The sequence below is a fragment of the Limnomicrobium aquaticum genome, assembly GCF_040545545.1.
GTDB lineage: Bacteria > Pseudomonadota > Alphaproteobacteria > Rhizobiales > Rhizobiaceae > Ensifer_A > Ensifer_A aquaticum.
The window spans coordinates 1326075-1352757 of the sequence record NZ_JBEPMB010000001.1 but is presented as its reverse complement, the minus strand read 5'-3'; the positions used below and the strand labels follow the sequence as shown (position 1 = coordinate 1352757).

Here is a 26683-nt window from a genome sequence, read left to right as displayed (position 1 = left end):
TTACCAGTGGGCGATGCGGTCGCCGCCGGTAAACTGCGCGCTCTTCGGCGTGTATTCGAAAAGCTCGATGCGCACGCCATTTGGATCGGTGATCCAGCTCTGCCAGGTGTCGTCGCAGCCGTTGGACTTGGCTGAGGCCTCCACCCCGCAATCGCGGATATGGGCGATCGCCTCATCCATGTTCACGAGCTCAAAGCAGATATGGTTGATCTGGTTGCGTTTGGAATACTCAGCCTCCGCATTCTCGAAGACCTCGATATGCGTGTCGCCGCCGGCATCGAGATAGTAGCCGAAGACACGGCTGTCGCGGGTAAAGTTGAACACTTTTTCGAAGCCGAGAACCCGGCTGTACCATTCCGCCGTCGCGTCGATATCTCTCGCGAAAATGCAGACATGGGCGATCTTGCGGATGATTTTCTGTTTCATGGATATGAACTCCTCCTGCTCCCTGATCCGAGTATAGGCCAAACCGCGTAACGCGAAAGTGTGAGACTGGGGGTTGATCCTGCTGTTGCAGTCCCTAATCTGCATCTGCCTCCGTGGCCGGACGCTCCCCTGCGGCGACCGGCCCATATCCCAAAGACATCTAGGGAGACTTCCCATGAAAATCACCTGGCTCGGCCATTCCGCGTTCCGCCTCGATACGGCCAAGGCGAAGATCCTCATCGACCCGTTTTTCACCGGCAATCCGGGCTTTCAGGGCCTCGACGCCAAGGACGCCACAAAAGATATCACCCACATCCTCCTGACCCACGGCCATGGCGACCATGTCGGCGATACGCTGCAGATCGCCGCTGAGACCGGCGCGACTGTGGTGGCCAATTTCGACCTCTGCATGTGGCTGGCCCACAAGGGTCTGAAGAACTTCTCGCCGGGCAATACCGGCGGCACCATTGGCATGGAAGGCTTCACCGTCACCTTCACCAACGCGCTGCATTCCTCCGCCTCGATCACCGAGGACGGCATTTCGCACGCGCTCGGGAATCCGAACGGCCTGATGCTGCATTTCGACGACGAGCCGTCGCTCTTCCACATGGGCGACACGGATATCTTCTCCGACATGGGCCTGATCAACGAACTGCACCAGCCCGATATCGGTATCGTGCCGATCGGCGACCGCTTCACCATGGGTGGGGCAGTCGCAGCGCTCGCCGCACAACGCTTCTTCAACTTCAAGACGGCGATCCCCTGCCACTACGGATCGTTCCCGATCATCGACCAGACGGCAGACAAGTTCATTGCCGGTCTCGATGGCACGAAGACCAAGGTGGAAGCGCCGAAGGCCGGCGGCAGCGTTGAGGTTTGAGGCCCTGAATAGGGCAATCGGCGGCGTTTGAGCCGCCGGCTGCCTTCAAAAACCGTTGCATAGCGCCCGCCTGCCAATTATAGCCGGTCCCATATGCGGCTGCTCGATGCGCGGCCGGACCTCTGTTGCATGCTGAACGTTCTGGAGACGCCGAATGTCTGTCGATCTCGCCACCGTCAAGCGCGTTGCGCGCCTTGCCCGTCTCGCCGTTTCCGAAGAGGAAGCGCAAAAGATGGTGGGCGAACTGAACGGTATTCTCGGCTTCGTCGAGCAACTGTCGGAAGTCGACGTCAAGGGTGTCGAGCCGATGACCTCGGTCACGCCCATGGTCATGCGCAAGCGCGCCGATGTCGTCAATGACGGCGACAAGGCCGCGGACATCATCGCCAACGCGCCGGCCACGACCGAGAATTTCTTCATGGTGCCGAAAGTGGTCGAATAAGACCGCTGCCGACCCGCATATCGCCAAACGCCACGATTTCAAGACGAAACGATCGCACCATGACCGAACTGACAAAGCTCACGATTGCTGAAGCCCGCGCCAAGCTCACCGCCAAGGAAATCTCCGCCGTCGAGTTGACCGACGCCTATCTCTCGGCAATCGAAGCCGTGAACCCGGCGATCAACGCCTATGTCACTGTCACGCCGGACAAGGCGCGCGAGATGGCCAAGGCCTCCGACGCACGCATCGCAGCAGGCAAGGCGGGCGCACTGGAAGGCATCCCGCTCGGCATCAAGGACCTCTTCGCCACGCGCGACGTCCACACCCAGGCCTGCTCGCACATTCTCGACGGCTTCAAGCCCAAATACGAATCGACCGTCAGCCAGAATCTCTGGGACGATGGCGCTGTCATGCTCGGCAAGCTGAACATGGACGAATTCGCCATGGGCTCGTCCAACGAAAGCTCCTATTACGGCCCGGTCATCAACCCGTGGAAGGCCGAAGGCTCCAATCAGCAGCTCGTTCCCGGCGGCTCCTCGGGCGGTTCGGCCGCAGCCGTCGCCGCCCGGCTCTGCGCCGGCGCGACAGCCACCGACACGGGCGGCTCGATCCGCCAGCCGGCCGCCTTCACCGGCACGGTCGGCATCAAGCCGACCTATGGCCGCTGCTCGCGCTGGGGTATCGTCGCGTTTGCCTCCTCGTTGGATCAGGCCGGCCCGATTGCCCGCGATGTGCGCGATGCCGCGATCCTCTTGAAGTCTATGGCGAGCGTTGATGCCAAAGACACGACCTCCGTCGATCTGCCGGTTCCGGACTATGAAGCCGCCATCGGCAAATCGCTGAAGGGCATGAAGATCGGCATTCCGAACGAATACCGCGTCGAAGGCATGCCGGAAGAGATCGAGAAGGTCTGGCAGAAGGGCATGGACTGGCTGAAGGATGCCGGCGCCGAGATCGTCAACATCTCGCTGCCGCATACGAAATATGCGCTCCCGGCTTATTACATCGTCGCACCTGCCGAAGCCTCGTCCAACCTTGCCCGATATGACGGCGTCCGCTACGGCCTGCGCGTCGACGGCAAGGACATTGTCGACATGTACGAAAAGACGCGCGCCGCCGGCTTCGGCAAGGAAGTCAAGCGCCGCATTATGATCGGCACCTATGTTCTCTCCGCCGGCTATTACGACGCCTATTACCTGCAGGCGCAGAAGGTCCGCACCCTGATCAAGCGCGACTTCGAGATCGCTTTCGCGAACGGCGTCGACGCCATCCTGACCCCCGCCACCCCGTCCTCCGCCTTCGGCATCGCGGACGAGGATCTGGCCTCCGATCCGGTCAAGATGTACCTCAACGACATCTTCACGGTGACGGTCAACATGGCCGGTCTCCCCGGCATGTCCGTCCCCGCCGGCCTAGACCACAAGGGCCTTCCGCTTGGCCTCCAGCTCATCGGCAAGCCGTTTGAGGAAGAGACGCTGTTCAAGACGGCTTATGTGATCGAACAGGCCGCAGGCACGTTCTCGCCGAAGAAGTGGTGGTAAGAGGTTTAAGGCCCTCTACCTCGACTGTGCCAGAACATAGGCTTTCAGAACCGCGTTCATTCGCGTCTGATAGCCTTTGCCTCGTGCCTTGAACCATTCAAGCACATCGGCATCGATGCGCATGGTGATCTGTTCCTTCGGGGACGGCTCGACGAGCTTTGCATTCTTGAAGAATGCCTCGTCCAGTTCAGGAATATCGCTGTAGTCGATATCCTGATCCGAATCCGCGCGTTTTTTCAGTTCCTCAACTCTTGCTGGCGATAAAGGCATCGTAAAGCATCCTTTCCTTGCGGTTGGCGAGGCGGGCGGAAATCAGTCTCGTCCGTGCCGTGCCGTATGGACAACCACGACGGTGACAACCCCGTCGATCTCACCGATGCTGATCTCGCGGTTCTCGCCATAGTCGATGCGGTCGTCTGTTGACGTCAGAACAGGCCGCTCGAAAATCATCCGCGCTTCGTTGAAGCCTATGCCGTGCTTCGCGAAATTGCGTTCGTCCTTGGCTGGGTCCCATTCGAATTCCATAACTACAAATGTAGTTACAAGCGAGCGACTTCGCAACAGTTTTGCGAAGCGAGAGGTGATGGCTGACGTAATTGCGGTGGGTCTTACTTTAGCGGTATGGAAATGTCTGACTTTGCGGGCATAATGCGAGCCGACGGGGATGCCGGGGATGGCAATATGGCGGCGATACGCAATGCGCGTTCAGACGAGGCGGAGGTTCTGGCGGCCATTGGCTTCCGGGCCTGGGATTCGACGTCAGACGGCTGGGGCGATGCGGAGGATATCCGCGAGAACGCCTATCGTGCCTTTGAGATATTCACGCGCAACAACTGGCTCTCGATCGACGTTGCCGAACGGGCAGGGCAGATCGTTGGGTGGGGTGCGCGGGAAAAGCTGGACAACAGCATCACCGATCTCTGGATCGAGCCGGTCTTTCAGCGCCAGGGCGTCGGTGCGGCTCTGCTCGCCCATCTTGAGGACGAGATCGCAGCCCACGGCCACGAGACTGCGCTGACGCAGGTCCATTCCGAGAACTCGGCAGCGCTCGCCTTCTTCCGCAAGGCCGGCTATGGCGTGTCATGGATGACGACAGCCTGGTCGCCCAAGCTTGATCGCGACGTCGACACGGTCGGCCTCGTCAAGCGTCTGGTCGAGGAAAAGACCGGCAGCGGTTACAGCGAGTTCTGAGCCGGATCTTCGGTGAGCATCTGATCGCGCATCCGGCTGAAGAGGTCGCGGTTGCGGCAGAAGCGGGGCGCCTGCTGCGGCTCGTGATTGTCTTCCAGCCAGTCGGCGCAGTCGTGCGGACGGCTGCAGGCGAGGCAGCGCTGGCCGGCGCGCTTCATGACGTTGCGATGATCGGGCAGGTCTTCGAGATGCGCGGTCAGGCCCAGCTTGGCGGTCATGGCTTCGAGCAGCATGGCGTGCTCGTTGACCCGGATAAAATAGTTCAGGATACTCATGCGTCTTCTCCATCGATGCCATGACGATCGATGAAAGATGCGCGGTCCGCCTTGATCCTGCTCAAGTGCATCGGCTAGCCTTGAGAGCCGCAAATCCCTTGCGCCCTCCGGTCATTTGTTTTACCGGAAGGCTTCGAAATCCGATTGATGCCGAGAGCTTTTCCATGACCCTTGTCGATGTCCGCACGCCCGATCCGAAACGCTTCATCCCCGGCGCCACTGGCGACTGGGAAGTCGTGATCGGCATGGAAGTCCATGCGCAGGTTCTGTCGAATTCCAAGCTCTTCTCCGGCTCGTCGACCGAGTTCGGCCGTCCCGAGAATACCAATGTGTCGCTGGTCGATGCCGCCATGCCGGGCATGCTGCCGGTGATCAACGAGGAATGCGTCAGGCAGGCCGTGCGCACCGGCCTTGGCCTGAAGGCACAGATCAACCATCGCTCGCTGTTCGACCGCAAGAACTATTTCTATCCGGATCTGCCGCAGGGCTACCAGATCTCGCAGTTCAAGGATCCGATTGTCGGCGAGGGCAAGATCGTCATCTCGCTCGGGCCGGACCGCCAGGGCAATTTCGAGGATATCGAGATCGGGATCGAGCGCCTGCATCTGGAGCAGGACGCCGGCAAGCTGATGCATGACCAGCATCCGACCATGACCTATGTCGACCTCAACCGCACCGGCGTCGCGCTGATGGAAATCGTCTCCAAGCCCGATATGCGCTCGGCCGACGAAGCCAAGGCCTATATGACGAAGCTGCGCACCATCGTGCGCTATCTCGGTACCTGCGACGGCAACATGGACGAAGGCTCGATGCGCGCCGACGTCAACGTGTCTGTCCGCAAGCCGGGCGGCGAATTCGGCACGCGCTGCGAAATCAAGAACGTCAACTCCATCCGCTTCATCGGCCAGGCCATCGAATACGAAGCCCGCCGCCAGATCGCCATTCTGGAAGACGGCGGGTCGATCGACCAGGAAACCCGTCTCTTTGATGCGGGCAAGGGCGAGACGCGTTCGATGCGCTCCAAGGAAGACGCGCATGATTATCGCTATTTCCCCGATCCGGACCTGCTGCCGCTCGAATTCGACAACGCCTTCGTCGCAGACCTGCTGAAGGACCTGCCGGAACTGCCCGACGACAAGAAGGAGCGTTTCGTCAAGGATCTCGGCCTGACCGTCTATGACGCCTCCGTGCTCGTTTCGGAAAAGGCGATTGCCGCCTATTTCGAGGCCGTTGCAGAAGGACGCGACGCCAAGACCGCCGCCAACTGGGTCATCAACGACTTGCTGGGTGCCTTGAACAAAGCCGGCAAAGACATTGAAGAGACTCCGGTTTCTCCCGCCCAGCTTGGCGGCATTCTCGACCTCATCAAGGATGGAACGATCTCGGGCAAGCTCGCCAAGGACCTCTTCGAAATCGTCTTCAACGAAGGCGGCGATCCGGCCAGGATCGTCGAAGAGCGCGGCATGAAGCAGGTCACCGACACCGGCGCCATCGAAAAGGCGGTCGATGAAATCATCGCGGCCAACCCGGATCAGGTCGAAAAGGCCAGGGCCAAGCCGACGCTGGCCGGCTGGTTTGTCGGTCAGGTCATGAAGTCGACCGGCGGCAAGGCAAACCCGCAGGCAGTTCAGGCCCTCGTCAAGGCCAAGCTGGGGATCGAGGAATAATGTTCTTCATCCGCTCCGCCGGCGAACAGGACCTGAAGAAGGTGCAGACGCTGCTGGCGGAGACGTGGCGCGATACCTATACGCCGTTCCATGGCGATCACGTTGTTGAGGCGATGATCGCACACTGGCATTCGCCCGGTTCGCTGAAACAGCGGCTCGGACGCCCGGACTCGGAATTTCTGGTGGCCGACGACGGCCGCCAGCTGGCCGGCATGGCCTATGCCGCCATGTCGCGCAAGACGCCGAAGCTCGCCAACCTGCATCAGCTTTATGTCCATCCGCTCTGGCAGGGGCAGGGAATCGGCACCGATCTCTTTGCCGAGATCGAAACCTGCTTCCCGGATGCTGACCGCATGCATCTGGAAGTGACGGTGGAGAACGGGCGGGCCTTCGACTTCTACACCAAGGTCGGCTTCCGCGAGATCGGCCGCGTGGACAATGTCGGCCCGCCGGGCGCAAATCTGCCCGCCATCCTGATGGAAAAGGCGCTGGCCTTCTAACTTCCGGAGATACTCCCTTGAAAGCCGTCTATTTCGAACGCTTCTGCGAGCCGCCGCGCATCGCCACTCTCCCCGATCCGGAGCCGGGAGCAGACGGCGTGGTCGTCAAGATCGAGGCGACGGGGCTTTGCCGGTCCGACTGGCACGGCTGGATGGGCCATGACAGCGATATCGTATTGCCACATGTGCCGGGCCACGAACTGGCCGGTACGGTCGTGGCGACCGGCCGCAATGTTCTGCGCTGGAAGAAGGGTGATCGCGTCACAGTACCCTTTGTGTCCGGCTGCGGCCGCTGCGCCGAATGCGCCTCCGGAAACCAGCAGGTCTGCGAAACGCAGTTCCAGCCGGGTTTCACGGCCTGGGGTTCCTTTGCCGAATATTGCGCCATCGACTATGCCGACGCCAATCTCGTGCGTCTGCCGGAGAGCATGGATTTCGCCACCGCCGCCGGCCTCGGCTGCCGCTTCGTGACATCGTTCCGCGCGGTCGTCGATCAGGCCCGCGTTCAGCCCGGCGAATGGGTCGCAGTCCACGGCTGCGGTGGCGTTGGGCTCTCGGCCATCATGATCGCGAACGCCATGGGCGCGAATGTCGCCGCCGTCGATCTCTCAGATGACAAGCTGGAGTTCGCGAAGAAGCTCGGCGCCGCTGTTACGGTCAATGCCCGCAACGTCAGTGATGTCCCAGCCACGATCCGCGAAATCACATCTGGCGGCGCGCATGTCTCGGTCGATGCGCTGGGCCACCCGACGACGCTTTCCAACTCCATCCTCTGCCTGCGCCGACGCGGCCGCCATGTGCAGGTCGGCCTGCTGCTCGCCGACCAGTCACGCCCGCCGGTTCCGATGGACCGCGTCATCGGCTGGGAGCTGGAAATCAAGGGCAGCCACGGCATGCAGGCGCATCGCTACGGCGCCATGTTCTCGATGATCGAGACGGGCAAGCTGAAGCCGGAGCTGATGATCGGGCGCAGGCTCAGCCTCCATGAAGCGCCCGAGGCTCTCATGGCGATGGACCGCTTCGACGGTGTCGGCATCGGCGTGATAACACGCTTCTGACCATCGTCATCAGTTGAGTCGCTTGCGCAAACCGTCGAGAATGATCTCGCTCACCTTGTCGTAGTCATTGTTGAAATGGTGGTCGCCGGGCAGTTCGACCACCGCGACGCCCTTGTCCTTCAAGTCTTTGCAGACGGCCTCGCCATCGCCGGTTCCGTAGATGCACTGCACCAGTTTCGGGTCAATTTTGGCAACGGCATCGAGCGTCGTTCCGCCCTGAAAGCTTCCTGCAGCGCCGAACCAGCCGGTCACCGAAATTTCGTAATCGACCGATTTCGTCAACGCGAGTAGCGACATGAACTTGACGGCCGCCTGCTGACGCGGCGGCAGCGCGTCGTAGGCCGAAGGGATGACATCCGCGCCGAAGGAATAGCCGAGCAGGAGGACATTCTTCACCTTCCACTTCTTGCGATAAGCGTCGATGATCCGAGTGAGATCCTTCGCAGTCGTTGCCTGATCCTTCTTCTTCCAGAAATAGCGCAGCGCATCGACGCCGACGACCGGAACGCCCTGGGTCTGGAGATTTGCGCCGATCTGGGTGTCGATGTCGCGCCAGCCGCCGTCGCCGGAATAGAAGATCGCCATCGTGTCGAATTTCGGCGTTGCCGAGAGTTCGGTCAGCGGCAGGCCGAGAGCGTTGGCGGCCGCGTCTCCATCGGCGATATTGTCTTTCAGGGCCTCAAGAAGCAGGTCGTCGGTGGACGCGTCTTCCTTGACGACCTTGACGTCCGGGTGTGCCGCCACGATGGCCGCGACATTGGCCTTGCCGTCGGCGGGCGCATTCGGTGTCTCGATCACGGTCACAGGGGCAGGCAGGGGATCGTCGGTCAGCGCGTAGATATAGCCGCGTGGTGTCGGCTGTTTGGTCGCGGGCGTGCAGAGCTGCGTCGTCAGCGGGATTTCCGCCGTCGGATCGACCACAATCGCTTCATCGATCGTGGCGGGCGGAGACTGCGCGATCATGGCCAGGGCCAGCGCACCACCCGGTCCATCGCCGGCCAGAACCGGTGCATGATAGGCATTGTCTCCCGCACGGCGCTGCACCTGCTGCGAGAGCGACTCGATATCGGAGATCATATAGATGCAGTCGCCATCGCTCTCCTGAGCCATCGAGGCGACATAGGCCTTGTAGTCGATGCCGACCACGGCAGCCCCGGCGGCGACAAGGGCGTTGAGCCGGTCGTCGTCCTTCTTCGCCCAGCCTTCGGGACCGGAGAGAAGAAACACCATCGATTTCAGACTGCCTTTGGGAAAGGCGATGTGAGGAGACGGGATGAAGCCGGTATCGTATCCGTCTTCGGCGGTGTCTTCGGCCATTGACACATGCGCAGACGCAGCCAGCGCCGAGACGAGCCCGGCCAGCAGCCAATTTCGAAATCTCATTTCCCGACGACTCCCCTCAGCCCCCCACCGATCAGGACCGTCACATCCATGATCGCCATAACGGGCGACGCATTGCCCGACACGGCAATATAGCGTGCTTCCCAACGCGGCGCGAACTTCGATTTGTAGGCCTTGAGGCCTTTGAAATTGTAGAACCGCTCTGCGTGTTCGAAGATCACGCCGCCAATGCGGTCCCACACAGGTGCGGAGTCCCGCTTCGACATGCCCGACAGCGGGGCCATGCCCAGGTTGAACGTCTGGAAGCCCTGGTCGCGAAGATATTCAATGATCCGCACGAACAGGAAGTCCATGCACCCATTGGGCGCCTCGGGGAGAAAGCGCATGAGATCCACAGAGGCTTCCTGTTTGACATCGGTGACGAGCAAGGTGGCAAATGCGACGATCCGGCCGTGCTGTCTGAGCAGCGCGACCGGCTGCGAACGAATATAGTCCGGTTCGAAGGAGCCAAGAGAGAAGGTCTTCTCCCGCGTATCATGCTGTTCGAGCCAGGAACTGGAAACCGCCTGCAACTCGTCCATTTCCGCATCGACTTCGGCGCCCGCGTTCGCGACCTGGAATTCGAGCTCCTCTCGTTGCCCCTTGCTGATGGCCGAGCGCAGGTTCTGCATGCGCGTGCCTTTCAGCTGGAAATCCGGCAAGGAGACCTTGGCCGCTTCTCCGAGCTTGTAGGCTCTCAATCCCGCATCCGCGCAGAAACCGAGCAGGGCCGGCGAAATCTGGTAGAAGACCGCGCGCGCCCCCGCCGCATGCGCCATTTCGACGAAGCGCCAGAGCAGCTCCGTCGCTTCCTCTTCGTCACCGACGGGATCGAAGAGCGCCACCCAGGAGCGCCCCTGGATCCCGTACATGATAAAGCAATTGCCGCTCTCAGAGAGCAGGATCTGCTTGTCACCCATCCGAACCAGATTGGCCTCGGCCTTGCCGTTGCTCATGACGAGCGGCAAGGCCTTTTCCAGCGCATCGCCTGTCGGGAGTTGCGGGCGGAATTTCGCCGGGCGCAGCAGGCTGTAGAGGGCGACCGCCGAGGCTGCGACGGCAAGGCCCGCTGCGGCACGAAGCCCGCGCGGCACTTCATCCGCGATCTCGAATTCCCACCAGAGACTGTCGGAATAATCGACGTCGCGATAGACGAAGAAAAGCAGCGTCACGGCAGAAGCAACGATCACGGCCATGGCCGCCACCCACGAGGGAGCAAGCGCCTGATGGATCAATGATGCTGGCCTCTTGAACCGGCGGTGCGTCATCGACAAGGCCAGAATGAGAACAACAAGAAGCGAGGCTTCGAGCGGGGACACACCGCGCAGGTTTGCGAAGAACAATGCGGCCACACTTGTGGCGAGCGCGAACCACCACGCTGCATCCAGCCTGTTGGAAAGTCCGCGTGCGGCGATGAATATCCCGAGGCCGAGCAGACTCGTTACGAAATGCGCACTCTCCACGATGGAAACCGGCATGTAGTTCTCAAGCCGCACCAGCTTGTCGTCGTTGGTCGGCGTGACGCTCGAGAAGATCAGGATGGCGCCGGTCACGACCGAAAGGGCGGCAATCAACGCCGGGGCGAGACGCGGCTCAAGCTGGCGGAAGGCCGCTGCTACCGGAACAAACGCGAAGCGGCGCGTCTCGACGAGGATCAAGGCCACCGCCGCGATCAGAAGAGGAAGGACATTGTAGATCAGGCGATAGAGAAGGAGACTGCCGAGAAGGCGATCGACCGGAACATGCGCGCCGAGCGCCGAAACCATGACCGCCTCGAAAATCCCGATCCCGGCGGGGACGTGACTGATGAGACCGAGACCGATGGCGGTGGAGTAGATGGCAAAAAATGAAGGCCAGCCGACGGCGTCCTGCGGGATGAGGACATAGAGCGCAGTGGCGGAGGCCGCCATGTCGAGCGCGCTGACCAGGAATTGCTGGGACGAGGTCTTGCTGTCGGGAAGCCGCAGGGTGATGGCCCCGATGCTGACGCGCCGACCGCCGCGACCGAGGACGAGAAGGGCCGACAGCACAAGAAGGATCAGAATTGAAATACCCCTGATGAGGGTCGAATCGAGTCCCGACAGGGCGGAAAGCCGTGGCGCAGTCACCAGCACGGCAATGGCCGTCACGCCCAGAATGCCAAGTCCGAAGGCCAGCGTCACGAAGGCGACGATCTTGCCGACTTCCTCGGGTGTCAGACCGAGACGCAAATAGGCCCTAAGCCGGATGGCGCCGCCCGAAAGCGCACCAAACCCGGCCGTATTGCCGATCGCATAGGCGCTGAACGAGGTGATGGCGACCGAGACGAGCGGCAGTTTCTCTTTGCGCACATAGTCTATCGCATTGATATCGTAGCAGATAAGCGCCACGAAACTGAGCGCCGTGAAGAGCAGGGACAGAAGCATCGCCGACAAGGGCGTGGCCCCGATGGCATCCCGCACATCTTCGATGCGAATCTCGATTGTGAGCTTGTAAATCGCGAAGGCGGTGAGGCCGCTGACAATCAGGATTGCAGCAAGCAACAGATATTCCCGGTACCGTTCGAAAAGGTAGAGCAGGCGGAATACCACGCCCTTTCTCCCTTCTTGGACCGGATTTTCTGTTTCCGCGGCAGGTGTCATGAATGAGGCAAGGCCCTTTAATAATTGAGTGGAGCGGTGTTCTTTTATCGTGACGAATTTGCGGCGGGGCAATTGGCGTTCCCAAAAATATTCTTGCGCTTTCCCACTATCATACATTCCGAATGTGAATTTGATTCTGTTTGTTCGCACGGCCGAAGCGACCGTCACAATCCAGCGGGACGAATATTCCGCAGGCGCGAAATGCTCTGGACATTCCATGGCTCAGGCTGCATAAGCGGACAAGAGCCGGGCTTAGAAAAGAGTCCCGCCGTCGAACGTCATATCAAGGCTTTGCGATGAAGAACTTCCTCCTTCAACTTTTCACCTGGTGGAATGGGCAGACCATGGGCACGCGCTTCTTCACGTGGCGCAAGGGCAAGCGGGTCGGCGAGGATCAGTTCGGCAACGTCTATTACGAAGGCCCGATGTCGACCTACGGCCTGCAGAAGCGCTGGGTGATCTACAAGGGTTACGCTGAAGCCTCGGCTATTCCGCCGGGCTGGCACGGCTGGATGCATCACCGCACCGACGTTCCGCCGACCAAGCAGGACTACAAGGCGCATGAGTGGCAGAAGCCGCACCATGCCAACCTGACCGGCACGGCTGCTGCCTACCGTCCGCAGGGCTCGCTCGCCGAAGGCGGCCAGCGTCCGCGCGTTACGGGCGACTACGACGCCTGGACCCCCGGCAACTGACGCCTTGTGGCCACAATCCACATTTACGGGTCGTGGCCATCACGGTTGAATGAGGCGAATCTTGCGAGCAACGGCTAAGCTATTCTACGGCAGAGGGCTGCTCACAGGCCTTGTTGCGATCGTTGCGCTCGGCTTTACTGCCGAGGCACAGGCGGCTCGGATTTCCAATGCCGTTGCTGTCTTCGCTGGCCTGGACAAGATCACCGGCCGCGTCACCACCTTCGATGTCTATATCAACGAGACCGTCCAGTTCGGCGCGCTGCAGGTGACGCCGAAGGTCTGCTATTCGCGTGACGACACTGAAGCGCAGAAGGTTGACGGCTTCGTTGAGGTCGATGAAATCACCCTTGATCGCAAGATTCGCCGCATTTTCACCGGCTGGATGTTTGCCGACAGCCCCGGCCTCAACGCCGTCGAGCACCCGATCTATGACGTCTGGCTGACCGGCTGCAAGCAGAAGTCCGACGTGCCTCCGCCGGATTCGGCCTCGAAGGCGAACTGACTTTTCTCAATTGTTCCCGAAAGGAATGTCTGGCCGCGACACCGCATCGGCCAGCAGGATTTCATACTGCGCCTTCGGGACGTCGATCGCGCCGAATGTCTTCAGGTGCTCGGTGGTGAATTGCGTGTCGAGCAGGCGGAAGCGCCGCTCGCGCAGCCGCTCTACCAGATGTACGAGGCAGATTTTCGAGGCATTGGTCCTTCGCGAAAACATGCTCTCGCCGAAGAAAGCCGCCCCCAGCGACACGCCATAAAGCCCGCCGACCAGTTCGCCATCTTCGAAAGCTTCCACCGAATGGGCGTGGTCCATTTCGTGCAACTGGCCATAAAGATCGAGGATCGTCTCGTTGATCCAGGTCGTCGGGCGATCTTCCGCCGGCTCGCCGCATTTCAGCATGACGTCACGAAACGCCGTGTTGATGCGGATTTCGAAGGGGGATTTGCGCATCATCTTGGCGAGGCTGTGCGAAACGTGGAAACCGTCGAGCGGGATAATGCCACGAAGATCCGGCTGCACCCAGAAGAGTTCCGGATCGTCAGCAGATTCGGCCATGGGGAAGAGGCCTATGGAATAAGCGCGCAGCAGGATTTCCGGTGTCAGCTCCGGGTCCTGTCGCTGCGCGCTCATGATGCTCGTCTTTACTCCGCCGGCTTTTCCGCCAGGTACTTTTCCAGCCAGTGGATATCGTAATCGCCATTGGCGATATCCTGGTTGGAGATCAGATCCTGGAAGAGCGGCAGGGTCGTCTTGATGCCGTCTATGACAAACTCGTCGAGCACGCGGCGGAGCCGCATCATGCATTCGACGCGGGTGCGCCCATGCACGATCAGCTTGCCAATGAGGCTGTCGTAGTAAGGCGGGATCTTATAGCCCTGATAGGCGCCCGAATCGACGCGCACGCCCAGGCCGCCCGGCGCATGGAAATGCGTGATCGTGCCCGGAGACGGCGTAAACGTGCGCGGGTCTTCGGCATTGATGCGGCACTCGATGGCGTGGCCCGAGAACTTGATCTCATCCTGGGTGACCGAGATGCCGCCGCCGGAGGCGATGCGGATCTGCTCATGCACGAGGTCGATACCGGTGATCGCTTCGGTGATCGGATGCTCGACCTGCAGACGGGTGTTCATTTCGATGAAATAGAACTCGCCGTTTTCGTAGAGGAATTCGACCGTACCCGCACCGCGATACTTCATCTTCTTCATGGCGTCGGCGCAGATCTGGCCGATGCGCATGCGCTGTTCGACGTTCAGGGCAGGAGAGTTGGCCTCTTCCCAGACCTTCTGGTGGCGGCGCTGCAACGAGCAGTCGCGTTCGCCTAGGTGCACAGCATTGCCTTCACCGTCGCCCAGAACCTGGACCTCGATGTGGCGCGGCTTGCCGAGATATTTTTCCATGTAGACGGCGTCGTTGCCGAAGGCGGCAAGAGCTTCCGAGCGGGCCGTCGAAACGGCTTCTTCCAGCTCGTCTTCGGTCTTGGCGACCTTCATGCCGCGTCCGCCGCCACCGGCAGTCGCCTTGATAAGAACCGGGAAGCCGATCTCACGGGCGATTTCCAGTGCGTTTTCAGGCTTCACTTCGCCGGCAGAGCCCGGAACGACCGGGATGCCGAGTTCAACGGCAGTCTTCTTGGCGGTGATCTTGTCGCCCATCAGGCGGATATGTTCCGCCGTCGGTCCGATGAAGGTGATGCCATGGGCGTCGAGAATATCGGCGAACTTGGCATTTTCCGACAGGAAGCCGTAGCCCGGATGCACGGCGTCAGCGCCGGTGATCTCGCAGGCGGCGACGATCTGGTGAATGTTGAGATAGCTGTCGCGCGACGGCGGCGGGCCGATGCAGACGCTCTCGTCGGCGAGGCGCACATGCATGGCGTCCGCGTCAGCGGTCGAATGCACGGCGACGGTCGCGATCCCGAGTTCCTTGCACGCCCGGAGGATGCGAAGCGCGATCTCGCCCCGGTTGGCAATGAGGACTTTGGAAATCATGGCAAGCGCCCCTTATTCGATGACGATCAAGGCTTCGCCGAATTCCACCGGTTGGGCATCCGTGACGAGGATTTCGGTGACCTTGCCCGAGCGCGGCGCCGGAATCTGGTTCATGGTCTTCATCGCCTCGATGATGAGGATGGTCTGACCTTCCTTCACCATCTGACCGACTTCCACGAAGGCGCGTGCGCCGGGAGCGGGCGACAGATAGGTCGTGCCGACCATCGGCGAGGTCACGGTGTTCTTCGGGTCGCGGGCTGCAACGGCCGGAACCGCGGCTTCAGCCGGAGCGGCGGCAACGGTTGCGACCGGAGCGGGTGCTGCAACGCTGTAAGCCGGCATGTGCATGGCTGCGGGGGCAGCGCGCGAAACGCGGATGCGCAGAGCATCCTGTTCGACTTCGATTTCGGTGAGGTCGGTCTCTTTCAGGATGTTCGCGAGATCGCGGATGAGGGCCTGATCGATGCCGGTCTTCTTCTCTGCCATGAAAATCGTCCTGTTCTTATTCTTCTCTGGAGCAATTCCGGCGAAACGGGGACCCGGTTTCGCGTCCGGAATTGCGTAAACACTCTGAGCGCCCTTCATGGCCGCGCGCGACATCGTCGCTGCGCCAGCCGGGCGGCGTCGGGGTTCTTCTATAGTCTGGACTTCAGGCAAATGGAAGCCATTGCTTTCCGTGGCCGCCGTCACGGTGAATAACCGTTCCCGCCGGCCACAAAGCAGTGGATAACGTCTCGTTTTAGCAGGCAGCCTTGCCGCAGGCGCGCATGTTGGCGACCTTCTGGGTCAACACGTCGAGGCCCGCAGCACCGGGGGTGAGATCGTTGCCGATGATGTAGGCAGGCGTGCCGTTGATGCCCAGCGCATCTGCTAGCTGGTAGGACGACTTGACGCTCTGCTCGCCCGCATTGGCCGCGACCTGCTTTTCGATTTGAGCCTTGGTCACTCCGAGGCTCTCGGCAACCTTGAGTGCCGTCTCCTTGTTGGCGTGGTTGGTGCCACCGAGCAGGGCCATGTGATACTGGCCGTATTTCTCCGGCGCGATGGCACGGAAGGCGAGCGCTATCTTGTGCGCCTCGATGGAATCCTGACCGAGGATCGGGAATTCCTTGAGCACGAAACGGACATTCGGGTCGGACTTGATGAGCGCCGACATATCCTTGATTGCGTGCTTGCAATAGGTGCAGTTGTAATCGAAGAACTCGACAATGGTGACATCGCCCTTGGGATTACCCATCACGAGGTCGGAGGCGTCGGAGAAAAGCGCCTGCTTGTTCTTTTCGATCCCTGTAGAAGCCTTGGCAGCCGTTGCCTGCTCGCGCTTGGCCTGCAGCGCTTCCTGCGCTTCCAGCAGGACTTCCGGATTGTCGACCAGATACTGGCGCACGATGTCGCCGATTTCCTTCTTCTGCGCATCGTCGAAGGCGCCGGCAGGCGCCGTGGTCGCCAGAATGGATGCGACAACGAAGGCGCCCGATGCCAGCAAGTTCATGATCTTCGATGCCATTTCCGTCTCCTGAGCGCGCGTCGTGATGCTTCGCAAAGCGGCATATCAGACGGCAAATATGGTTGGCCTGTGGCAAAGCGCCCGGCACAAAATTTATCTCTTCGCTCTTTACAATCGGGCGGCCCTGAATACAAACCGCAAAACCCGACAAAACGACCTGCTCGCGCGAATGTGAAGACATCGAAACAGCGGGTAAGAGAAGGAGACTGCCTTGGCCGACCTTTCGAAACGTGGAAACGTCGAACCTTTCCACGCCATGGATGTGCTGGCCGAAGCAATCAGGCGCCGTGCCGCCGGCCATCCGGTCATTTCCATGGCGGTTGGGCAGCCATCGCATCCGGCACCGAAGGCAGCGCTCGCCGCCTCGCGTGCTGCTTTGGAGCACGGTCGGCTCGGCTATACCGACGCCCTGGGCATGCTTTCGCTGAGACAAGCCCTGTCTGCGCATTATCAAAGCCGCTACGGCGTCTCTGTCGATCCGCAGCGCATCGCGGTGACGACGGGCTCGTCCGCCGGTTTCAATCTCGCCTTTCTGGCACTCTTCGATCAGGGCGACTGGGTGGCCATCGCGCGACCCGGCTATCCGGCCTATCGCAACATCCTCAAGGCGCTCGGTCTCAATGTGCTGGAAGTCGCGGCCGATGCGGCAAGCGGCTACACGCTGACACCGGACAATCTGGAGGCGGCCGCCCGCGATGCAGGCATTCGGCTCAACGGCGTGCTGCTCGCCAGCCCGGCCAACCCGACGGGCACGGTGACCGGCGCAGCTGCGCTGAAGGCGCTGGCCGACTATTGCAGCGCCAACGCCATCCACTTTATCTCCGACGAGATCTATCATGGGCTCACCTATGCCGGGGAAGAGACGACGGCGCTTTCGGTCACGGGCGACGCGATCATCATCAACTCGTTCTCGAAATATTACTGCATGACCGGCTGGCGCGTCGGCTGGATGGTACTGCCGGAGACGATGGTCCGCAGCTTCGAACGTATCGCGCAGAGCCTCTACATCTCTGCGCCCGAACTCTCGCAGATCGCCGCCGAAGCGGCACTGGGTGAAACGGAAGAACTGGAGCAGGTCAAGGCGAGCTATCGCCGCAACCGCGAAATCCTGCTCGAAGCGCTGCCGCGCATCGGGCTCAACCTGGCATCGCCGATGGATGGCGCCTTCTACGCCTATGCCGATGTCAGCCGCTTCACCAATGACTCGATGGCATTTGCACGCCGCATGCTGAGCGAAACCAATGTTGCCGCAACGCCCGGCATCGATTTCGATCCCATCGACGGGCATCATACCATGCGCTTCTCCTATGCAGGTGCGACCGCCGATATGGTCGAGGCGATGGCGCGGGTGGAAAACTGGCTGAAGGTCCTCTGACGATCTTTTCCGGGCGGAAGACTGTTTCCGTTCCGGCTACGCCTTGGAATTCGATCCCGGACGCCTATATTGGGTTCACCTGTCCCCTGACCCAATATTGCTTCAGAGGTTACTGATGAAATCCCTGGAACTGCTTGTAGAACGCATCATCCTGTCCAGCCGCTGGATATTGGTGGTGTTCTACCTGGGCCTTGCCGCAGCACTGGCGCTTTACGGCTTCTCGTTCCTGCTGAAGTTCATCAAGATCGCTTCCAATGTCATGGTCGCGACCGAAGGTGACATGATCCTCGCGATGCTGGGGCTCATTGACGCCGCGCTGGTGGGCAGTCTCATCGTGATGGTGATGATTTCCGGTTACGAAAACTTCGTCAGCCGCTTCGACGAGGCTGAGGCGGACGCTGAAAACAAGGACGTGTCCTTCCTTGGGAAGCTCGATTCGGGCAGCCTGAAGATCAAGGTTGCCTCATCCATCGTGGCGATCTCGTCGATCCACCTTTTGCAGGTCTTCCTCAACATCAACGAATATACCGACACGAAGATCGTGCTTCTGACCGGCATCCACATTGCCTTCGTCGTATCGGCGCTCATGCTCGGCTATCTGGAAAACATGATGTCGAAGACGAAAAAGGGTGTGGGGAAGAGCTAAACGCTCACCTCAGTCCCATCTTACATATTCCTCCAGACGTCTGCCGTTAATGCCGCATAAACCGCGTTCTGCAAATTGGCGCCGGTCTCTCAAAAATTGGGAACAATTTTAATCGTGCTCGCGCGAGGATACGGCCCATTCTTAGGGGACGGGTTTCGAGGGTTCGATGCAGCAGCAACAGGCAACAATCAGCGTGAGGTTGACATCGGGAAGGCGCGCGCTCCGCCATGGGCGGCTCTCGCGTCTGGTCTTCGTCCTTGCGTTCATAATGATTTTGCTCTCGGCGGTGTCGCTCGCCTATGTCGGCAATATCGCCTCGCGCGAAGCAGACGCTCAGGCCACGGAGAAGCAGCGCCAGCTCCTCGACAACGTGCTGGTCGGCCGCATGCAGCTCATGTCGCGCGACCTCTACAGCATCGTGCATTGGGACGACGCCGTAACCGGTCTCGTCAAGAAGTTCGACCATGACTTCGTCACTGATCAGCTGATCTACTGGCTGGACCTGAACCTGCAGGCGCAGAAGACGTATATCATTTCCGCCAACGGGCGCGTTTTTGCGGATATCATCAATTCGCAGGCCCAGTTCTCGCGTCGTTCGCTTCCGGACCAAGATCCCCTGATGCATCTATCTCGTCAGGCGGTAGACCGGTTCATGGCGTTGCGGGTGCCCGTCGAGGAGGGCTTCGGTCTGAAGACCATCTCACTCTCTCAAGTCAACGAGCTGGCGGCAACGGCAGTGATGAGCGTCGATGGCCAGCCGTCCCTTGTCACCGCAATGGTCGTAACACCCGACGATCAGGAAAGCCTGCCTTCCAGATTTGATCCGATCATCGTGGTTGCCGCCAAGACGCTCGACAGCGCGTTGCTGGCCGAACTGAACCAGACCCTGTCTTTCCAGAACTTCACCTTCGAGCAGCCGGGTGAAAAGGACCCGACGCGCACCATGCAAATGGTTGCGGGTCCCGACGGGAAGCCGATTGGCCAGTTTGTCTGGCGCGGCTCGCAGCCTGGAACCGCCGTCTGGTCGGTGGTCATGCCGGTCATTCTGGCGGTTTGCGGCCTGATGACGGTCATTACCGCCTTCGCGGCCCATCGCATCGGCAATCTGTCCTCCAAGCTCGAGGAAAGCGAAGAGCACAACCGCTTCCTGGCGCTGCACGACAACCTCACGGGCCTGTCTAACCGCTTCCATTTCCACGAGGCGCTTGACCGCCACATCTCAAGCCTCCCGCAGAACCAGTTCGCGGTGCTCGCATGCGATCTCGATCGGTTCAAGGCCGTCAACGATACCTATGGCCATGCCGCGGGCGACGCCGTCATCCGTGCGGTCGCCAACCGGATCGCCGCAACGGTGGGAACCGCGGGCATGGTGGGTCGCGTCGGCGGCGACGAATTCGTCATCCTGCTCAACGGATTTACCGACATCCCGCGCCTTCAGATCCTCTGCCGCCAGATCATTGCCAGCGTCTGCGAGCCGATCATGCTGGACAATGGAGTGATGACGAGCGTTGGTGTCAGCCTTGGCGTGGCGCTCGCACCGGCATCGGGCTCCACGAATACGCATCTGATGGCAAGTGCCGACGCAGCGCTCTACGCGGCCAAGGAGCAGGGCCGGGGCCGCGCCGTGTTTGCCCACGAACTTGCCAGCGCGAAGAATGAGACCGCGACACCTGAAAAGGACGATAGCGCGCATCGCGCCGCCTGAGCGGAGATCGCGGAAAGGAAAGCCTCGCAATCGTGAAGGATTGCGAGGCTTTTGTTTTGTGAGACTTCCGGAGTGCTATCGGCGCGAGAGCACGGATGTCCGCTTCTCAGTCGATATCAGCGACAGCGACATCGGCCCCACCCGTGACGCGGTGGGCCAGTGCTGCTTCCATGAACTCGGTGATGTCGCCATCGAGAACATCGCCCGGAGCCGAGCTTTCCACGCCCGTTCGCAGGTCCTTGACCATCTGGTAGGGCTGCAGGACGTAGGAACGGATCTGGTGACCCCAGCCGATATCGCTCTTGGACGCGGCCTCCGCGTTCGCGGCGGCTTCGCGGCGTTCCAGCTCGGCCTCATAGAGGCGCGAGCGCAGCATTTCCCAAGCCTTGGCGCGGTTCTTATGCTGCGAGCGTTCCTGCTGGCAGGCCACCACGATGCCGGAGGGCATGTGCGTGATGCGCACGGCCGAGTCGGTCGTGTTGACGTGCTGACCACCGGCGCCCGACGAGCGATAGGTGTCGATGCGGCAATCGCTCTCGTTGATGTCGATCTGGATCGAGTCGTCGACCACCGGATAGACCCAGATGGACGAGAAGGACGTGTGCCGGCGCGCGTTGCTGTCATAGGGCGAGATGCGCACGAGACGATGCACGCCCGATTCGGTCTTCAGCCAGCCATAGGCATTCTCGCCCTTGACAAGGATCGTCGCAGACTTGATGCCGGCTTCTTCGCCGTCATGCATTTCCAGGATTTCGACCTTGAAGCCCTGGCGTTCCGCCCAGCGGGTATACATGCGGAGCAGGATGTTCGCCCAGTCCTGGCTCTCGGTGCCACCGGCGCCCGAATGCACTTCGAGATAGGCGTCGTTGCCATCGGCTTCGCCGGACAACATCGCTTCGACCTGAAGGCGCGCAAACTCGGTCCTCAGCGACTTGATCGAGTCCTCGGCATCCTTGACGATGCTGGCATCATCCTCGGCCTCGCCGAGTTCGATGAGCTCGATATTGTCATTCAGCTCGGCCTCGAGCTTCTTCAGACCGTTGATGCTCTTGTCCAGGTTCTGGCGCTCGCGCATCAGCTTCTGGGCTTCGGTCGGGTTATTCCAGAGAGTGGGATCTTCTGACTTGTTGTTGAGCCAGTCGAGACGTCTTATCGCCTGATCCCAGTCAAAGATGCCTCCTCAGCAGGCTTATGGCCTGCTTGATTTCATCGACAATATTCTCGATTTCGATACGCATGGGTCCGTTTCTGATCCGTTGGTATAAGCTGGCGATGACATAATTTCTCGGGAGCCCGATGTAAACCCGGCAAACGAAAAAGCGCGGGCGACGGGGCTTTTCAATCGCCGCTGTCGCTGGACATCCTTGTGGGTGTCGCCAGCCCGAGAAATACGATGATCGACTGGTTCATCCTGAGAAGATCGCGTTCTTCCAGATGGCCGATCCGTTTTCCGAGTTTGGTCTTGTTCACTGTCGTGAGCTTGTCGATCATCAGGCAACTGCCGAGCTTGAGACCGTTCATCTCCGAGGGTTCAATTCGAACCCTGAACAGGGGCGCATCGGTGGGGTCGGATGTGAGCCCGCAGACTGTGATCGAATCCGTTTCCGCGAAGCTGTCATCCTGCACGATGACGACAGGGCGGGGTTTGCCCGCGTAGTCATTGCCTCCGGAAACGGTCCAGATATCACCCCGTTTCATTCCTCTGCAAACTCCGAAATGGCTTCTATGAAGGCCTGATCGTCGTTCGCATAGGCGCTTGTCGCAACGGCGCGTGACTGCCGCAGGGCTTCGGCGCGGAACACTTCGGAGCGGGTATCCGGCACCCAAATCTGCACCGGCCTCAAGCCTTGGGCACGCAACCGCGCCCTGTACTCGGAAACCTTTTCCCGTGATGACTTTCGCGCAGGTCCGGAGGCCATGACACATCTCCCGCTTGGTTACATGTAACCTAGCACGGTTCGCGAATGATGGCCAGATAATCAGAACAGGCCCGGTTGGCCCTGCTTCACCGCATCATTGGCCTGCGGCGACTGGTTCATGATCTGCTCCGGCGTCGCATAGTCCTCGCCGCCGATGACGGAGAAGACGTCGGCCGGGCCGGTGCCGGGCTTGAAGGCTTCCACGATCGTGTTCGGATCGCCGGGTCCTGCCTGCATGCCGGTCTTGCGGTCCACTGCGATCAGCTTCATGCCTTCGGGGACAATGAACTTCGAAGGCATGATGTCCTTGTCGGCATCCTGCATGAACTCGTTGAAGATCGGTGCGGAAAGGTGACCGCCGGTGCCGCCGCGGCCCATCGGCTGCGGGTTGTCATAGCCGATATAGACGCCGGCCACGAGGTCGGGCGTGAAGCCGACGAACCAGGCGTCCTTTTCGTCATTGGTCGTCCCGGTCTTGCCGGCGACGTCGCGGTCGAGCTTGACCTGGCCGGCGGCCGTGCCGCGCTGGATAACGCCCTGCATCATCGAGGTGATCTGATAGGCGGTCATAGGGTCGAGAACCTGCTCGCGCTTGTCATCGACAACCGGCTCTTCCTGGTTCTTCCAGTCGGCCGCGTTGCAGTTCGCGCAAACGCGGTCCTCATGCTTGTAGATCGTCTTGCCGGTCCGGTCCTGGATGCGGTCGATCAGCGTCGGCTTGATCTGCTTGCCACCGTTCGCGATCACCGAATAGCCGGAGACCATGCGCATGACCGTCGTTTCGCCGGAGCCGAGCGACATTGCCAGAACCGGCTGCATCTTGTCATAGATGCCGAAGCGTTCGGCATATTCGGCCACCGTGTCCATGCCCATGTCGTTGGCGAGGCGCACCGTCATCAGGTTGCGCGACTGTTCAATACCACGGCGAAGCGTCGAGGGGCCCGAGAAGTCGCCGCCATAGTTCTTCGGTGCCCAGACCTGACCGCCCGGCAGTTGCAGCTCGAAGGGCGCGTCCATGACCACCGAGGCAGGCGTATAGCCGTTGTCGAGCGCGGCGGCGTAAACGAAGGGTTTGAATGACGAGCCGGGCTGGCGCATGGCCTGCGTGGCGCGGTTGAATTCAGACTGCGCATAGGAGAAGCCGCCGACCATGGCCAGCACGCGACCCGTTTTAGGATCCATGGCAATCATGCCGCCCTGGATTTTCGGGGGCTGACGCAGCTTGTACTGGCCGGGCTTGCCGGCGAGCGCCTCGACATAGATCACATCGCCCGGCTGGAAGATGTCGATCGGGGACTTCGCCTTCGTCATCAGCGATTTGGAGGAACGGTAAGCCCATTTCATGTTGGCGTCGTCGATGCGCCCGCGCACGCGTTCCGCGTCAACCTTTCCGGCAGGATCATGCTCCGGCCGGATGCCGATATCGACGCCCTTGCCGTCCGTCGCAAGAACGACTGCAAGCTTCCATTCCGGCACGTCGCGCATCTCGTCGAGCTTGGAAAGGGCAGGGCCCCAGTCGCCGCCAATGTCGATATGGTTGATCGGGCCGTGATAGCCGCGCTTGATGTCAAAGTCGATCAGCGCGTCCTGCAGCGCCTTGCGCGCAAACACCTGCAGCTTCGGGTTCAGTGACGTACGAACGGAAAGCCCGCCTTCGTAAAGCGCCTTTTCGCCATATTGAGCGATGATCTGCCGACGTGCCTCTTCTGCGAAATAGTCGGAGGCGAAGAGATAGGTGCCGTTCTTGCGGCCGGTGACGCCCAGCGGTTCCTTCTTGGCGGCTTCGCCATCGTCCTTGGCCACATAGCCGTTCTCGACCATGCGGTCGATGACCCAGTTGCGGCGCTCTAGTGCTGCGTCCGCATGGCGGAAAGGATTGTAATTCGCCGGCCCCTTCGGCAGCGAGGCGAGATAGGCACATTCGGCGATCGAAAGCTCGGTCACCGGCTTGTCGAAATAGGTGAGCGCCGCAGACGCAATGCCGTAGGAGTTCAGGCCGAAGAAGATTTCGTTGAGATAGAGCTCAAGAATGCGGTCCTTCGAATAGGTCTGCTCGATGCGCAGCGACAGGATCGCTTCCTTGGCCTTGCGCGACAGGGTCTGGTCGGAGGAGAGCAGGAAGTTCTTCGCCACCTGCTGCGTGATTGTCGATGCGCCAACCGGGCGGCGGCCACTGCCGACATTCTGCAGATTGACGAGGATGGCGCGTCCGAGCCCCATGATGTCAAGTCCCGGATGGCTATAGAAGTTCTTGTCTTCAGCCGATATGAAGGCGGCCTTGACGCGATCCGGAATGGCCTGGATCGGGACATAGAGCCGCCGCTCATGCGCATATTCGGCAATGAGCTGGCCATCGCCCGCATGGATACGCGTCGTCACCGGCGGCGCGTAACTCGCCAGCACCTCGTAATCGGGCAAATCCTTCATGACCATATTGAGATAGATCGCGGCGGCACCGGCAGCGCCGAAGAACAGGATCGCGCTCAACCCGAAGAAATATCCGATCAGTCTAATCATTTGCCTTTACCGGTTTGCATGTTCCGGAGATCTTGTCAGCCGAAACCGCGTCCACCTCATAAATGTGACAGGGACCATCGCGCCAATTTGGCTGTGCGCGGTCTCAATCCCGGACGCAGGCTATTCGTCGCGCATGCGTCGTTACCTCGTCTGTAAGGTCCCGAATGTGCGGAAAATAGGGCCTGAAGCCCAATCCCGGAAAATCACGACTGCAATCCGGTATGCCTGTTACTTATCCGACACAGGGGGATTCGTCAAAACCCCCGTCCTGTCAAGACAATGCGGCCACTTTCCAGGCTCAACCCCCGAGCTTCTCGCGATAGCGCTTCACGGCGTCGGCAATCAGTGTCACCAGCTTGTCGCGAAAATCGGGCTTTTGCAGCTGTTTCACATCCTCGGTATTCGACAGGAAGCCGAGTTCCAGCAGGACCGACGGCACGTCGGGCGCGGTGAGCACGCGAAAGCCTGCCGAGCGATGCGGATTGTTGATCAAACCGATCTGGCCCTCAAACGACTTCACGATGGAATTGGCCAGACTGATCGAGAACGCCCGCGTCTCGCGCCGCGTCAGGTCGATCAGGATGTCGTTGACTTCGGACGGCTCCTTTTTCACTTCGACACCGGCCACTTCGTCCGATGTGTTTTCCCGCTTGGCAAGCTCGTCGGCGAGCTTGTCCGAAGCGCGGTCGGAGATCGTGTAGACGGTCGCGCCGCGCGTGGACTTTTCCCGCAGCGTATCGGCATGCAGCGAAATGAAGAGGTTTGCGCCGCGGGAGCGGGCGACCTGGACACGCTCGCCGAGCGACAGGAAAATGTCCGTATCCCGCGTCAGGAAGGCCTTGATGCCCGGTCGCGCATTCAACTCTCGAGCGAGCGCCGTCGCGAAATCGAGGGTAATATTCTTCTCATAAACGGGGTTCTTGCCTGGCGTCACCGCTCCGGTATCGATGCCGCCATGGCCGGCATCGATGGCCACCGTGAAGACGCTGTCGGGCGAGCGGAGCTGCTGCGGCGCAAGGGGCGTGAGCGGTGCGCTGCTCTCGGTGTTGCCCCAGTTGCCCTGCTTTTTCATCGCGGCATATTGTTCGGGCGTGACTATTGCGCCGTCCAGCACCAGCCTCCAGCCGTCGCCCTCCTCGTTCTTGCGGGCCTCTGCCACCTCAAGCCCTGCCGGAAGCTTCGACGTGAGGACCAGGCGGGTGCGCCCGGCGCTCATCGCGCCGAAGCGGACGCGCTCATAGATGCCGCGGGCCTCCATCTGCTCGGTCGCGAAGGCGAAGTTGACCGTGCCGGCAATGTCCACAACGATACGGTTGGGATTGGTGAGGTAATGGACGGTGAAATCCGGCTTGATGTCGAAGTCAATGACAATGCGCGTGCGCGCCTCGTCGCCGGCAATGCGGGCGGCCTTGGCATTGAGTTCGGTTGCGGCGGCTGGCAAACTGACGAGTGAAAGGAAAATATGTGCCAGAACGAGACAGAACACAGCCGTCCTTCGGTTTGACCTCAGCAGGCGACCGGCATTGCTCAGCATCCGATGCGTTCCCTTTCAAGTGAAGGCTTGTGCGACTGCCCGTTCCCCTCAAACGCCTGCGACAACGGGAAAGCGTCGCGTTCATGACCTGTTTCGAGGCAGCGGGCAATCCCGGCTGCCGGAGAAATCGTTCAACATTATGACGGGGTTTTACGGGGGCGAGGCTTTTTCCTTGCTATTGTGACGGTTTGAACATAAAAGCGTGACCTAGGATAGAAGTATCGACGGGATAGATTCCTCCCATCTGGCTGCCACCTTCAAAATCGTGGCGCCCGTGACGAATCATCAGCCGTCGGTGATGCTTTTGTTCGCAGTGT

At 60.5% G+C, this 26683-nt stretch carries 27 protein-coding genes; 12 read left to right on the top strand and 15 right to left on the bottom strand.

Going from position 1 to position 26683, the window contains the following annotated elements; genetic code table 11:
- A complete protein-coding gene (locus ABID16_RS06755; RefSeq protein WP_354555529.1) occupies positions 1-426 on the bottom strand; it encodes a VOC family protein in 426 nt (141 codons plus the stop codon).
- 175 nt (positions 427-601) lie between these two features.
- Between ABID16_RS06755 and ABID16_RS06750 the strand changes: the two genes are divergently transcribed.
- From ABID16_RS06750 to gatA, 3 genes are all read left to right on the top strand, one after another.
- On the top strand, positions 602-1306 hold the full coding sequence (locus tag ABID16_RS06750; protein ID WP_354555528.1) for a metal-dependent hydrolase: 705 nt from the start codon (positions 602-604) through the stop codon (positions 1304-1306).
- Between the two features lie 154 nt (positions 1307-1460).
- Positions 1461-1748, top strand: coding sequence for an Asp-tRNA(Asn)/Glu-tRNA(Gln) amidotransferase subunit GatC (gene gatC / locus ABID16_RS06745; RefSeq protein WP_354555527.1), 288 nt, complete (start codon positions 1461-1463; stop codon positions 1746-1748).
- A gap of 59 nt (positions 1749-1807) precedes the next feature.
- Positions 1808-3289, top strand: a complete 1482-nt coding sequence (gene gatA, locus ABID16_RS06740; RefSeq protein ID WP_354555526.1) for an Asp-tRNA(Asn)/Glu-tRNA(Gln) amidotransferase subunit GatA — start codon at positions 1808-1810, stop codon at positions 3287-3289.
- Between the two features lie 15 nt (positions 3290-3304).
- Here gatA and ABID16_RS06735 read toward each other — a convergent pair whose 3' ends face one another.
- The gene (locus ABID16_RS06735; RefSeq protein WP_354555525.1) at positions 3305-3559 is read right to left on the bottom strand and encodes a BrnA antitoxin family protein; all 255 of its coding nucleotides are present in this window, start codon (positions 3557-3559) and stop codon (positions 3305-3307) included.
- 42 nt (positions 3560-3601) lie between these two features.
- Positions 3602-3814, bottom strand: a complete 213-nt coding sequence (locus ABID16_RS06730; RefSeq protein ID WP_354555524.1) for a BrnT family toxin — start codon at positions 3812-3814, stop codon at positions 3602-3604.
- A gap of 156 nt (positions 3815-3970) precedes the next feature.
- Between ABID16_RS06730 and ABID16_RS06725 the strand changes: the two genes are divergently transcribed.
- Positions 3971-4480 carry a GNAT family N-acetyltransferase gene (locus ABID16_RS06725; protein ID WP_354555523.1) on the top strand — a complete coding sequence of 170 codons (510 nt, stop codon included), beginning with the start codon at positions 3971-3973 and terminating at the stop codon, positions 4478-4480.
- On the opposite strand, the gene ABID16_RS06720 is transcribed toward ABID16_RS06725, so the two are convergent.
- Positions 4465-4755 (bottom strand): DUF6455 family protein, encoded by a 291-nt coding sequence (locus ABID16_RS06720; RefSeq protein ID WP_354555522.1) that lies wholly within the window; start codon positions 4753-4755, stop codon positions 4465-4467. The genes ABID16_RS06725 and ABID16_RS06720 overlap by 16 nt on opposite strands.
- 164 nt (positions 4756-4919) lie before the next feature.
- Here ABID16_RS06720 and gatB point away from each other — a divergent pair, with 164 nt between their 5' ends.
- Genes gatB through ABID16_RS06705 form a run of 3 tightly spaced genes read left to right on the top strand, consistent with a single transcriptional unit; the run spans position 4920 to position 7980 of the window.
- A complete protein-coding gene (gene gatB, locus ABID16_RS06715) occupies positions 4920-6422 on the top strand; it encodes an Asp-tRNA(Asn)/Glu-tRNA(Gln) amidotransferase subunit GatB (RefSeq protein ID WP_354555521.1) in 1503 nt (500 codons plus the stop codon).
- A complete protein-coding gene (locus tag ABID16_RS06710) occupies positions 6422-6922 on the top strand; it encodes a GNAT family N-acetyltransferase (protein ID WP_354555520.1) in 501 nt (166 codons plus the stop codon). The genes gatB and ABID16_RS06710 overlap by 1 nt, the downstream gene beginning before the upstream one ends.
- Before the next feature lie 17 nt (positions 6923-6939).
- Positions 6940-7980 (top strand): zinc-dependent alcohol dehydrogenase family protein, encoded by a 1041-nt coding sequence (locus ABID16_RS06705; RefSeq protein ID WP_354555519.1) that lies wholly within the window; start codon positions 6940-6942, stop codon positions 7978-7980.
- Positions 7981-7989: 9 nt separating this feature from the next.
- On the opposite strand, the gene ABID16_RS06700 is transcribed toward ABID16_RS06705, so the two are convergent.
- Both ABID16_RS06700 and mprF read right to left on the bottom strand, forming a co-directional pair.
- Positions 7990-9363, bottom strand: coding sequence for an AcvB/VirJ family lysyl-phosphatidylglycerol hydrolase (locus ABID16_RS06700; protein ID WP_354555518.1), 1374 nt, complete (start codon positions 9361-9363; stop codon positions 7990-7992).
- Complete coding sequence (gene mprF, locus ABID16_RS06695) at positions 9360-11981, bottom strand: bifunctional lysylphosphatidylglycerol flippase/synthetase MprF (protein ID WP_435532366.1); 2622 nt, start codon at positions 11979-11981, stop codon at positions 9360-9362. The genes ABID16_RS06700 and mprF overlap by 4 nt, the downstream gene beginning before the upstream one ends.
- 296 nt (positions 11982-12277) lie before the next feature.
- Between mprF and ABID16_RS06690 the strand changes: the two genes are divergently transcribed.
- Complete coding sequence (locus ABID16_RS06690; RefSeq protein ID WP_354555516.1) at positions 12278-12676, top strand: NADH:ubiquinone oxidoreductase subunit NDUFA12; 399 nt, start codon at positions 12278-12280, stop codon at positions 12674-12676.
- Between the two features lie 49 nt (positions 12677-12725).
- Complete coding sequence (locus ABID16_RS06685) at positions 12726-13178, top strand: DUF2155 domain-containing protein (RefSeq protein WP_435532365.1); 453 nt, start codon at positions 12726-12728, stop codon at positions 13176-13178.
- Between the two features lie 6 nt (positions 13179-13184).
- Here ABID16_RS06685 and aat read toward each other — a convergent pair whose 3' ends face one another.
- From aat to ABID16_RS06665, 4 genes are all read right to left on the bottom strand, one after another.
- Entirely contained in the window at positions 13185-13805 is a 621-nt protein-coding gene (aat, locus tag ABID16_RS06680; protein WP_354555515.1) for a leucyl/phenylalanyl-tRNA--protein transferase, read from the bottom strand.
- An 11-nt stretch (positions 13806-13816) separates the two neighbouring features.
- The gene (gene accC, locus ABID16_RS06675; RefSeq protein ID WP_354555514.1) at positions 13817-15163 is read right to left on the bottom strand and encodes an acetyl-CoA carboxylase biotin carboxylase subunit; all 1347 of its coding nucleotides are present in this window, start codon (positions 15161-15163) and stop codon (positions 13817-13819) included.
- 12 nt (positions 15164-15175) lie between these two features.
- Positions 15176-15649 carry an acetyl-CoA carboxylase biotin carboxyl carrier protein gene (gene accB, locus ABID16_RS06670; RefSeq protein WP_354555513.1) on the bottom strand — a complete coding sequence of 158 codons (474 nt, stop codon included), beginning with the start codon at positions 15647-15649 and terminating at the stop codon, positions 15176-15178.
- A gap of 253 nt (positions 15650-15902) precedes the next feature.
- Positions 15903-16670, bottom strand: a complete 768-nt coding sequence (locus ABID16_RS06665; protein WP_354555512.1) for a DsbA family protein — start codon at positions 16668-16670, stop codon at positions 15903-15905.
- A gap of 211 nt (positions 16671-16881) precedes the next feature.
- On the opposite strand from ABID16_RS06665, the gene ABID16_RS06660 reads away from it, so the two are divergent.
- The 3 genes from ABID16_RS06660 (at position 16882) to ABID16_RS06650 (ending at position 20396) form a co-directional block, all read left to right on the top strand.
- A complete protein-coding gene (locus ABID16_RS06660; protein ID WP_354555511.1) occupies positions 16882-18045 on the top strand; it encodes a pyridoxal phosphate-dependent aminotransferase in 1164 nt (387 codons plus the stop codon).
- 115 nt (positions 18046-18160) lie between these two features.
- Entirely contained in the window at positions 18161-18691 is a 531-nt protein-coding gene (locus ABID16_RS06655) for a TIGR00645 family protein (protein WP_354555510.1), read from the top strand.
- Positions 18692-18857: 166 nt separating this feature from the next.
- Entirely contained in the window at positions 18858-20396 is a 1539-nt protein-coding gene (locus ABID16_RS06650; RefSeq protein ID WP_354555509.1) for a diguanylate cyclase domain-containing protein, read from the top strand.
- A gap of 106 nt (positions 20397-20502) precedes the next feature.
- Here the strand turns inward: ABID16_RS06650 and prfB are convergent.
- The 5 genes from prfB to ABID16_RS06625 form a co-directional block, all read right to left on the bottom strand.
- A protein-coding gene (gene prfB, locus ABID16_RS06645) for a peptide chain release factor 2 (protein ID WP_354555508.1) occupies positions 20503-21634 on the bottom strand; the annotation gives its coding sequence in 2 pieces (ribosomal slippage) (positions 20503-21564 and positions 21566-21634; 1131 coding nt in all).
- 100 nt (positions 21635-21734) lie between these two features.
- Positions 21735-22094: a type II toxin-antitoxin system PemK/MazF family toxin gene (locus ABID16_RS06640; protein ID WP_354555507.1), complete on the bottom strand. Its 360-nt coding sequence runs from the start codon at positions 22092-22094 to the stop codon at positions 21735-21737.
- The gene (locus ABID16_RS06635; RefSeq protein WP_354555506.1) at positions 22091-22315 is read right to left on the bottom strand and encodes an antitoxin MazE family protein; all 225 of its coding nucleotides are present in this window, start codon (positions 22313-22315) and stop codon (positions 22091-22093) included. Before ABID16_RS06635 ends, ABID16_RS06640 begins: the two co-directional genes overlap by 4 nt.
- 60 nt (positions 22316-22375) lie before the next feature.
- Complete coding sequence (locus ABID16_RS06630) at positions 22376-24832, bottom strand: penicillin-binding protein 1A (protein WP_354555505.1); 2457 nt, start codon at positions 24830-24832, stop codon at positions 22376-22378.
- Between the two features lie 298 nt (positions 24833-25130).
- Positions 25131-26366: an N-acetylmuramoyl-L-alanine amidase gene (locus ABID16_RS06625; protein WP_354555504.1), complete on the bottom strand. Its 1236-nt coding sequence runs from the start codon at positions 26364-26366 to the stop codon at positions 25131-25133.
- Positions 26367-26683: the final 317 nt, after the last annotated feature.

What these genes read in the sequence shown, in the direction of transcription:
- ABID16_RS06755 (WP_354555529.1), bottom strand. Translation starts at nt 426, where the DNA reads ATGAAACAGAAAATCATCCGCAAGATCGCCCATGTCTGCATTTTCGCG.
- ABID16_RS06750 (WP_354555528.1), top strand. Translation starts at nt 602, where the DNA reads ATGAAAATCACCTGGCTCGGCCATTCCGCGTTCCGCCTCGATACGGCC.
- gatC (WP_354555527.1), top strand. Translation starts at nt 1,461, where the DNA reads ATGTCTGTCGATCTCGCCACCGTCAAGCGCGTTGCGCGCCTTGCCCGT.
- gatA (WP_354555526.1), top strand. Translation starts at nt 1,808, where the DNA reads ATGACCGAACTGACAAAGCTCACGATTGCTGAAGCCCGCGCCAAGCTC.
- ABID16_RS06735 (WP_354555525.1), bottom strand. Translation starts at nt 3,559, where the DNA reads ATGCCTTTATCGCCAGCAAGAGTTGAGGAACTGAAAAAACGCGCGGAT.
- ABID16_RS06730 (WP_354555524.1), bottom strand. Translation starts at nt 3,814, where the DNA reads ATGGAATTCGAATGGGACCCAGCCAAGGACGAACGCAATTTCGCGAAG.
- ABID16_RS06725 (WP_354555523.1), top strand. Translation starts at nt 3,971, where the DNA reads ATGGCGGCGATACGCAATGCGCGTTCAGACGAGGCGGAGGTTCTGGCG.
- ABID16_RS06720 (WP_354555522.1), bottom strand. Translation starts at nt 4,755, where the DNA reads ATGAGTATCCTGAACTATTTTATCCGGGTCAACGAGCACGCCATGCTG.
- gatB (WP_354555521.1), top strand. Translation starts at nt 4,920, where the DNA reads ATGACCCTTGTCGATGTCCGCACGCCCGATCCGAAACGCTTCATCCCC.
- ABID16_RS06710 (WP_354555520.1), top strand. Translation starts at nt 6,422, where the DNA reads ATGTTCTTCATCCGCTCCGCCGGCGAACAGGACCTGAAGAAGGTGCAG.
- ABID16_RS06700 (WP_354555518.1), bottom strand. Translation starts at nt 9,363, where the DNA reads ATGAGATTTCGAAATTGGCTGCTGGCCGGGCTCGTCTCGGCGCTGGCT.
- mprF (WP_435532366.1), bottom strand. Translation starts at nt 11,981, where the DNA reads ATGACACCTGCCGCGGAAACAGAAAATCCGGTCCAAGAAGGGAGAAAG.
- ABID16_RS06690 (WP_354555516.1), top strand. Translation starts at nt 12,278, where the DNA reads ATGAAGAACTTCCTCCTTCAACTTTTCACCTGGTGGAATGGGCAGACC.
- ABID16_RS06685 (WP_435532365.1), top strand. Translation starts at nt 12,726, where the DNA reads ATGAGGCGAATCTTGCGAGCAACGGCTAAGCTATTCTACGGCAGAGGG.
- aat (WP_354555515.1), bottom strand. Translation starts at nt 13,805, where the DNA reads ATGAGCGCGCAGCGACAGGACCCGGAGCTGACACCGGAAATCCTGCTG.
- accC (WP_354555514.1), bottom strand. Translation starts at nt 15,163, where the DNA reads ATGATTTCCAAAGTCCTCATTGCCAACCGGGGCGAGATCGCGCTTCGC.
- accB (WP_354555513.1), bottom strand. Translation starts at nt 15,649, where the DNA reads ATGGCAGAGAAGAAGACCGGCATCGATCAGGCCCTCATCCGCGATCTC.
- ABID16_RS06665 (WP_354555512.1), bottom strand. Translation starts at nt 16,670, where the DNA reads ATGGCATCGAAGATCATGAACTTGCTGGCATCGGGCGCCTTCGTTGTC.
- ABID16_RS06655 (WP_354555510.1), top strand. Translation starts at nt 18,161, where the DNA reads ATGAAATCCCTGGAACTGCTTGTAGAACGCATCATCCTGTCCAGCCGC.
- ABID16_RS06650 (WP_354555509.1), top strand. Translation starts at nt 18,858, where the DNA reads ATGCAGCAGCAACAGGCAACAATCAGCGTGAGGTTGACATCGGGAAGG.
- ABID16_RS06640 (WP_354555507.1), bottom strand. Translation starts at nt 22,094, where the DNA reads ATGAAACGGGGTGATATCTGGACCGTTTCCGGAGGCAATGACTACGCG.
- ABID16_RS06635 (WP_354555506.1), bottom strand. Translation starts at nt 22,315, where the DNA reads ATGGCCTCCGGACCTGCGCGAAAGTCATCACGGGAAAAGGTTTCCGAG.
- ABID16_RS06630 (WP_354555505.1), bottom strand. Translation starts at nt 24,832, where the DNA reads ATGATTAGACTGATCGGATATTTCTTCGGGTTGAGCGCGATCCTGTTC.
- ABID16_RS06625 (WP_354555504.1), bottom strand. Translation starts at nt 26,366, where the DNA reads ATGCTGAGCAATGCCGGTCGCCTGCTGAGGTCAAACCGAAGGACGGCT.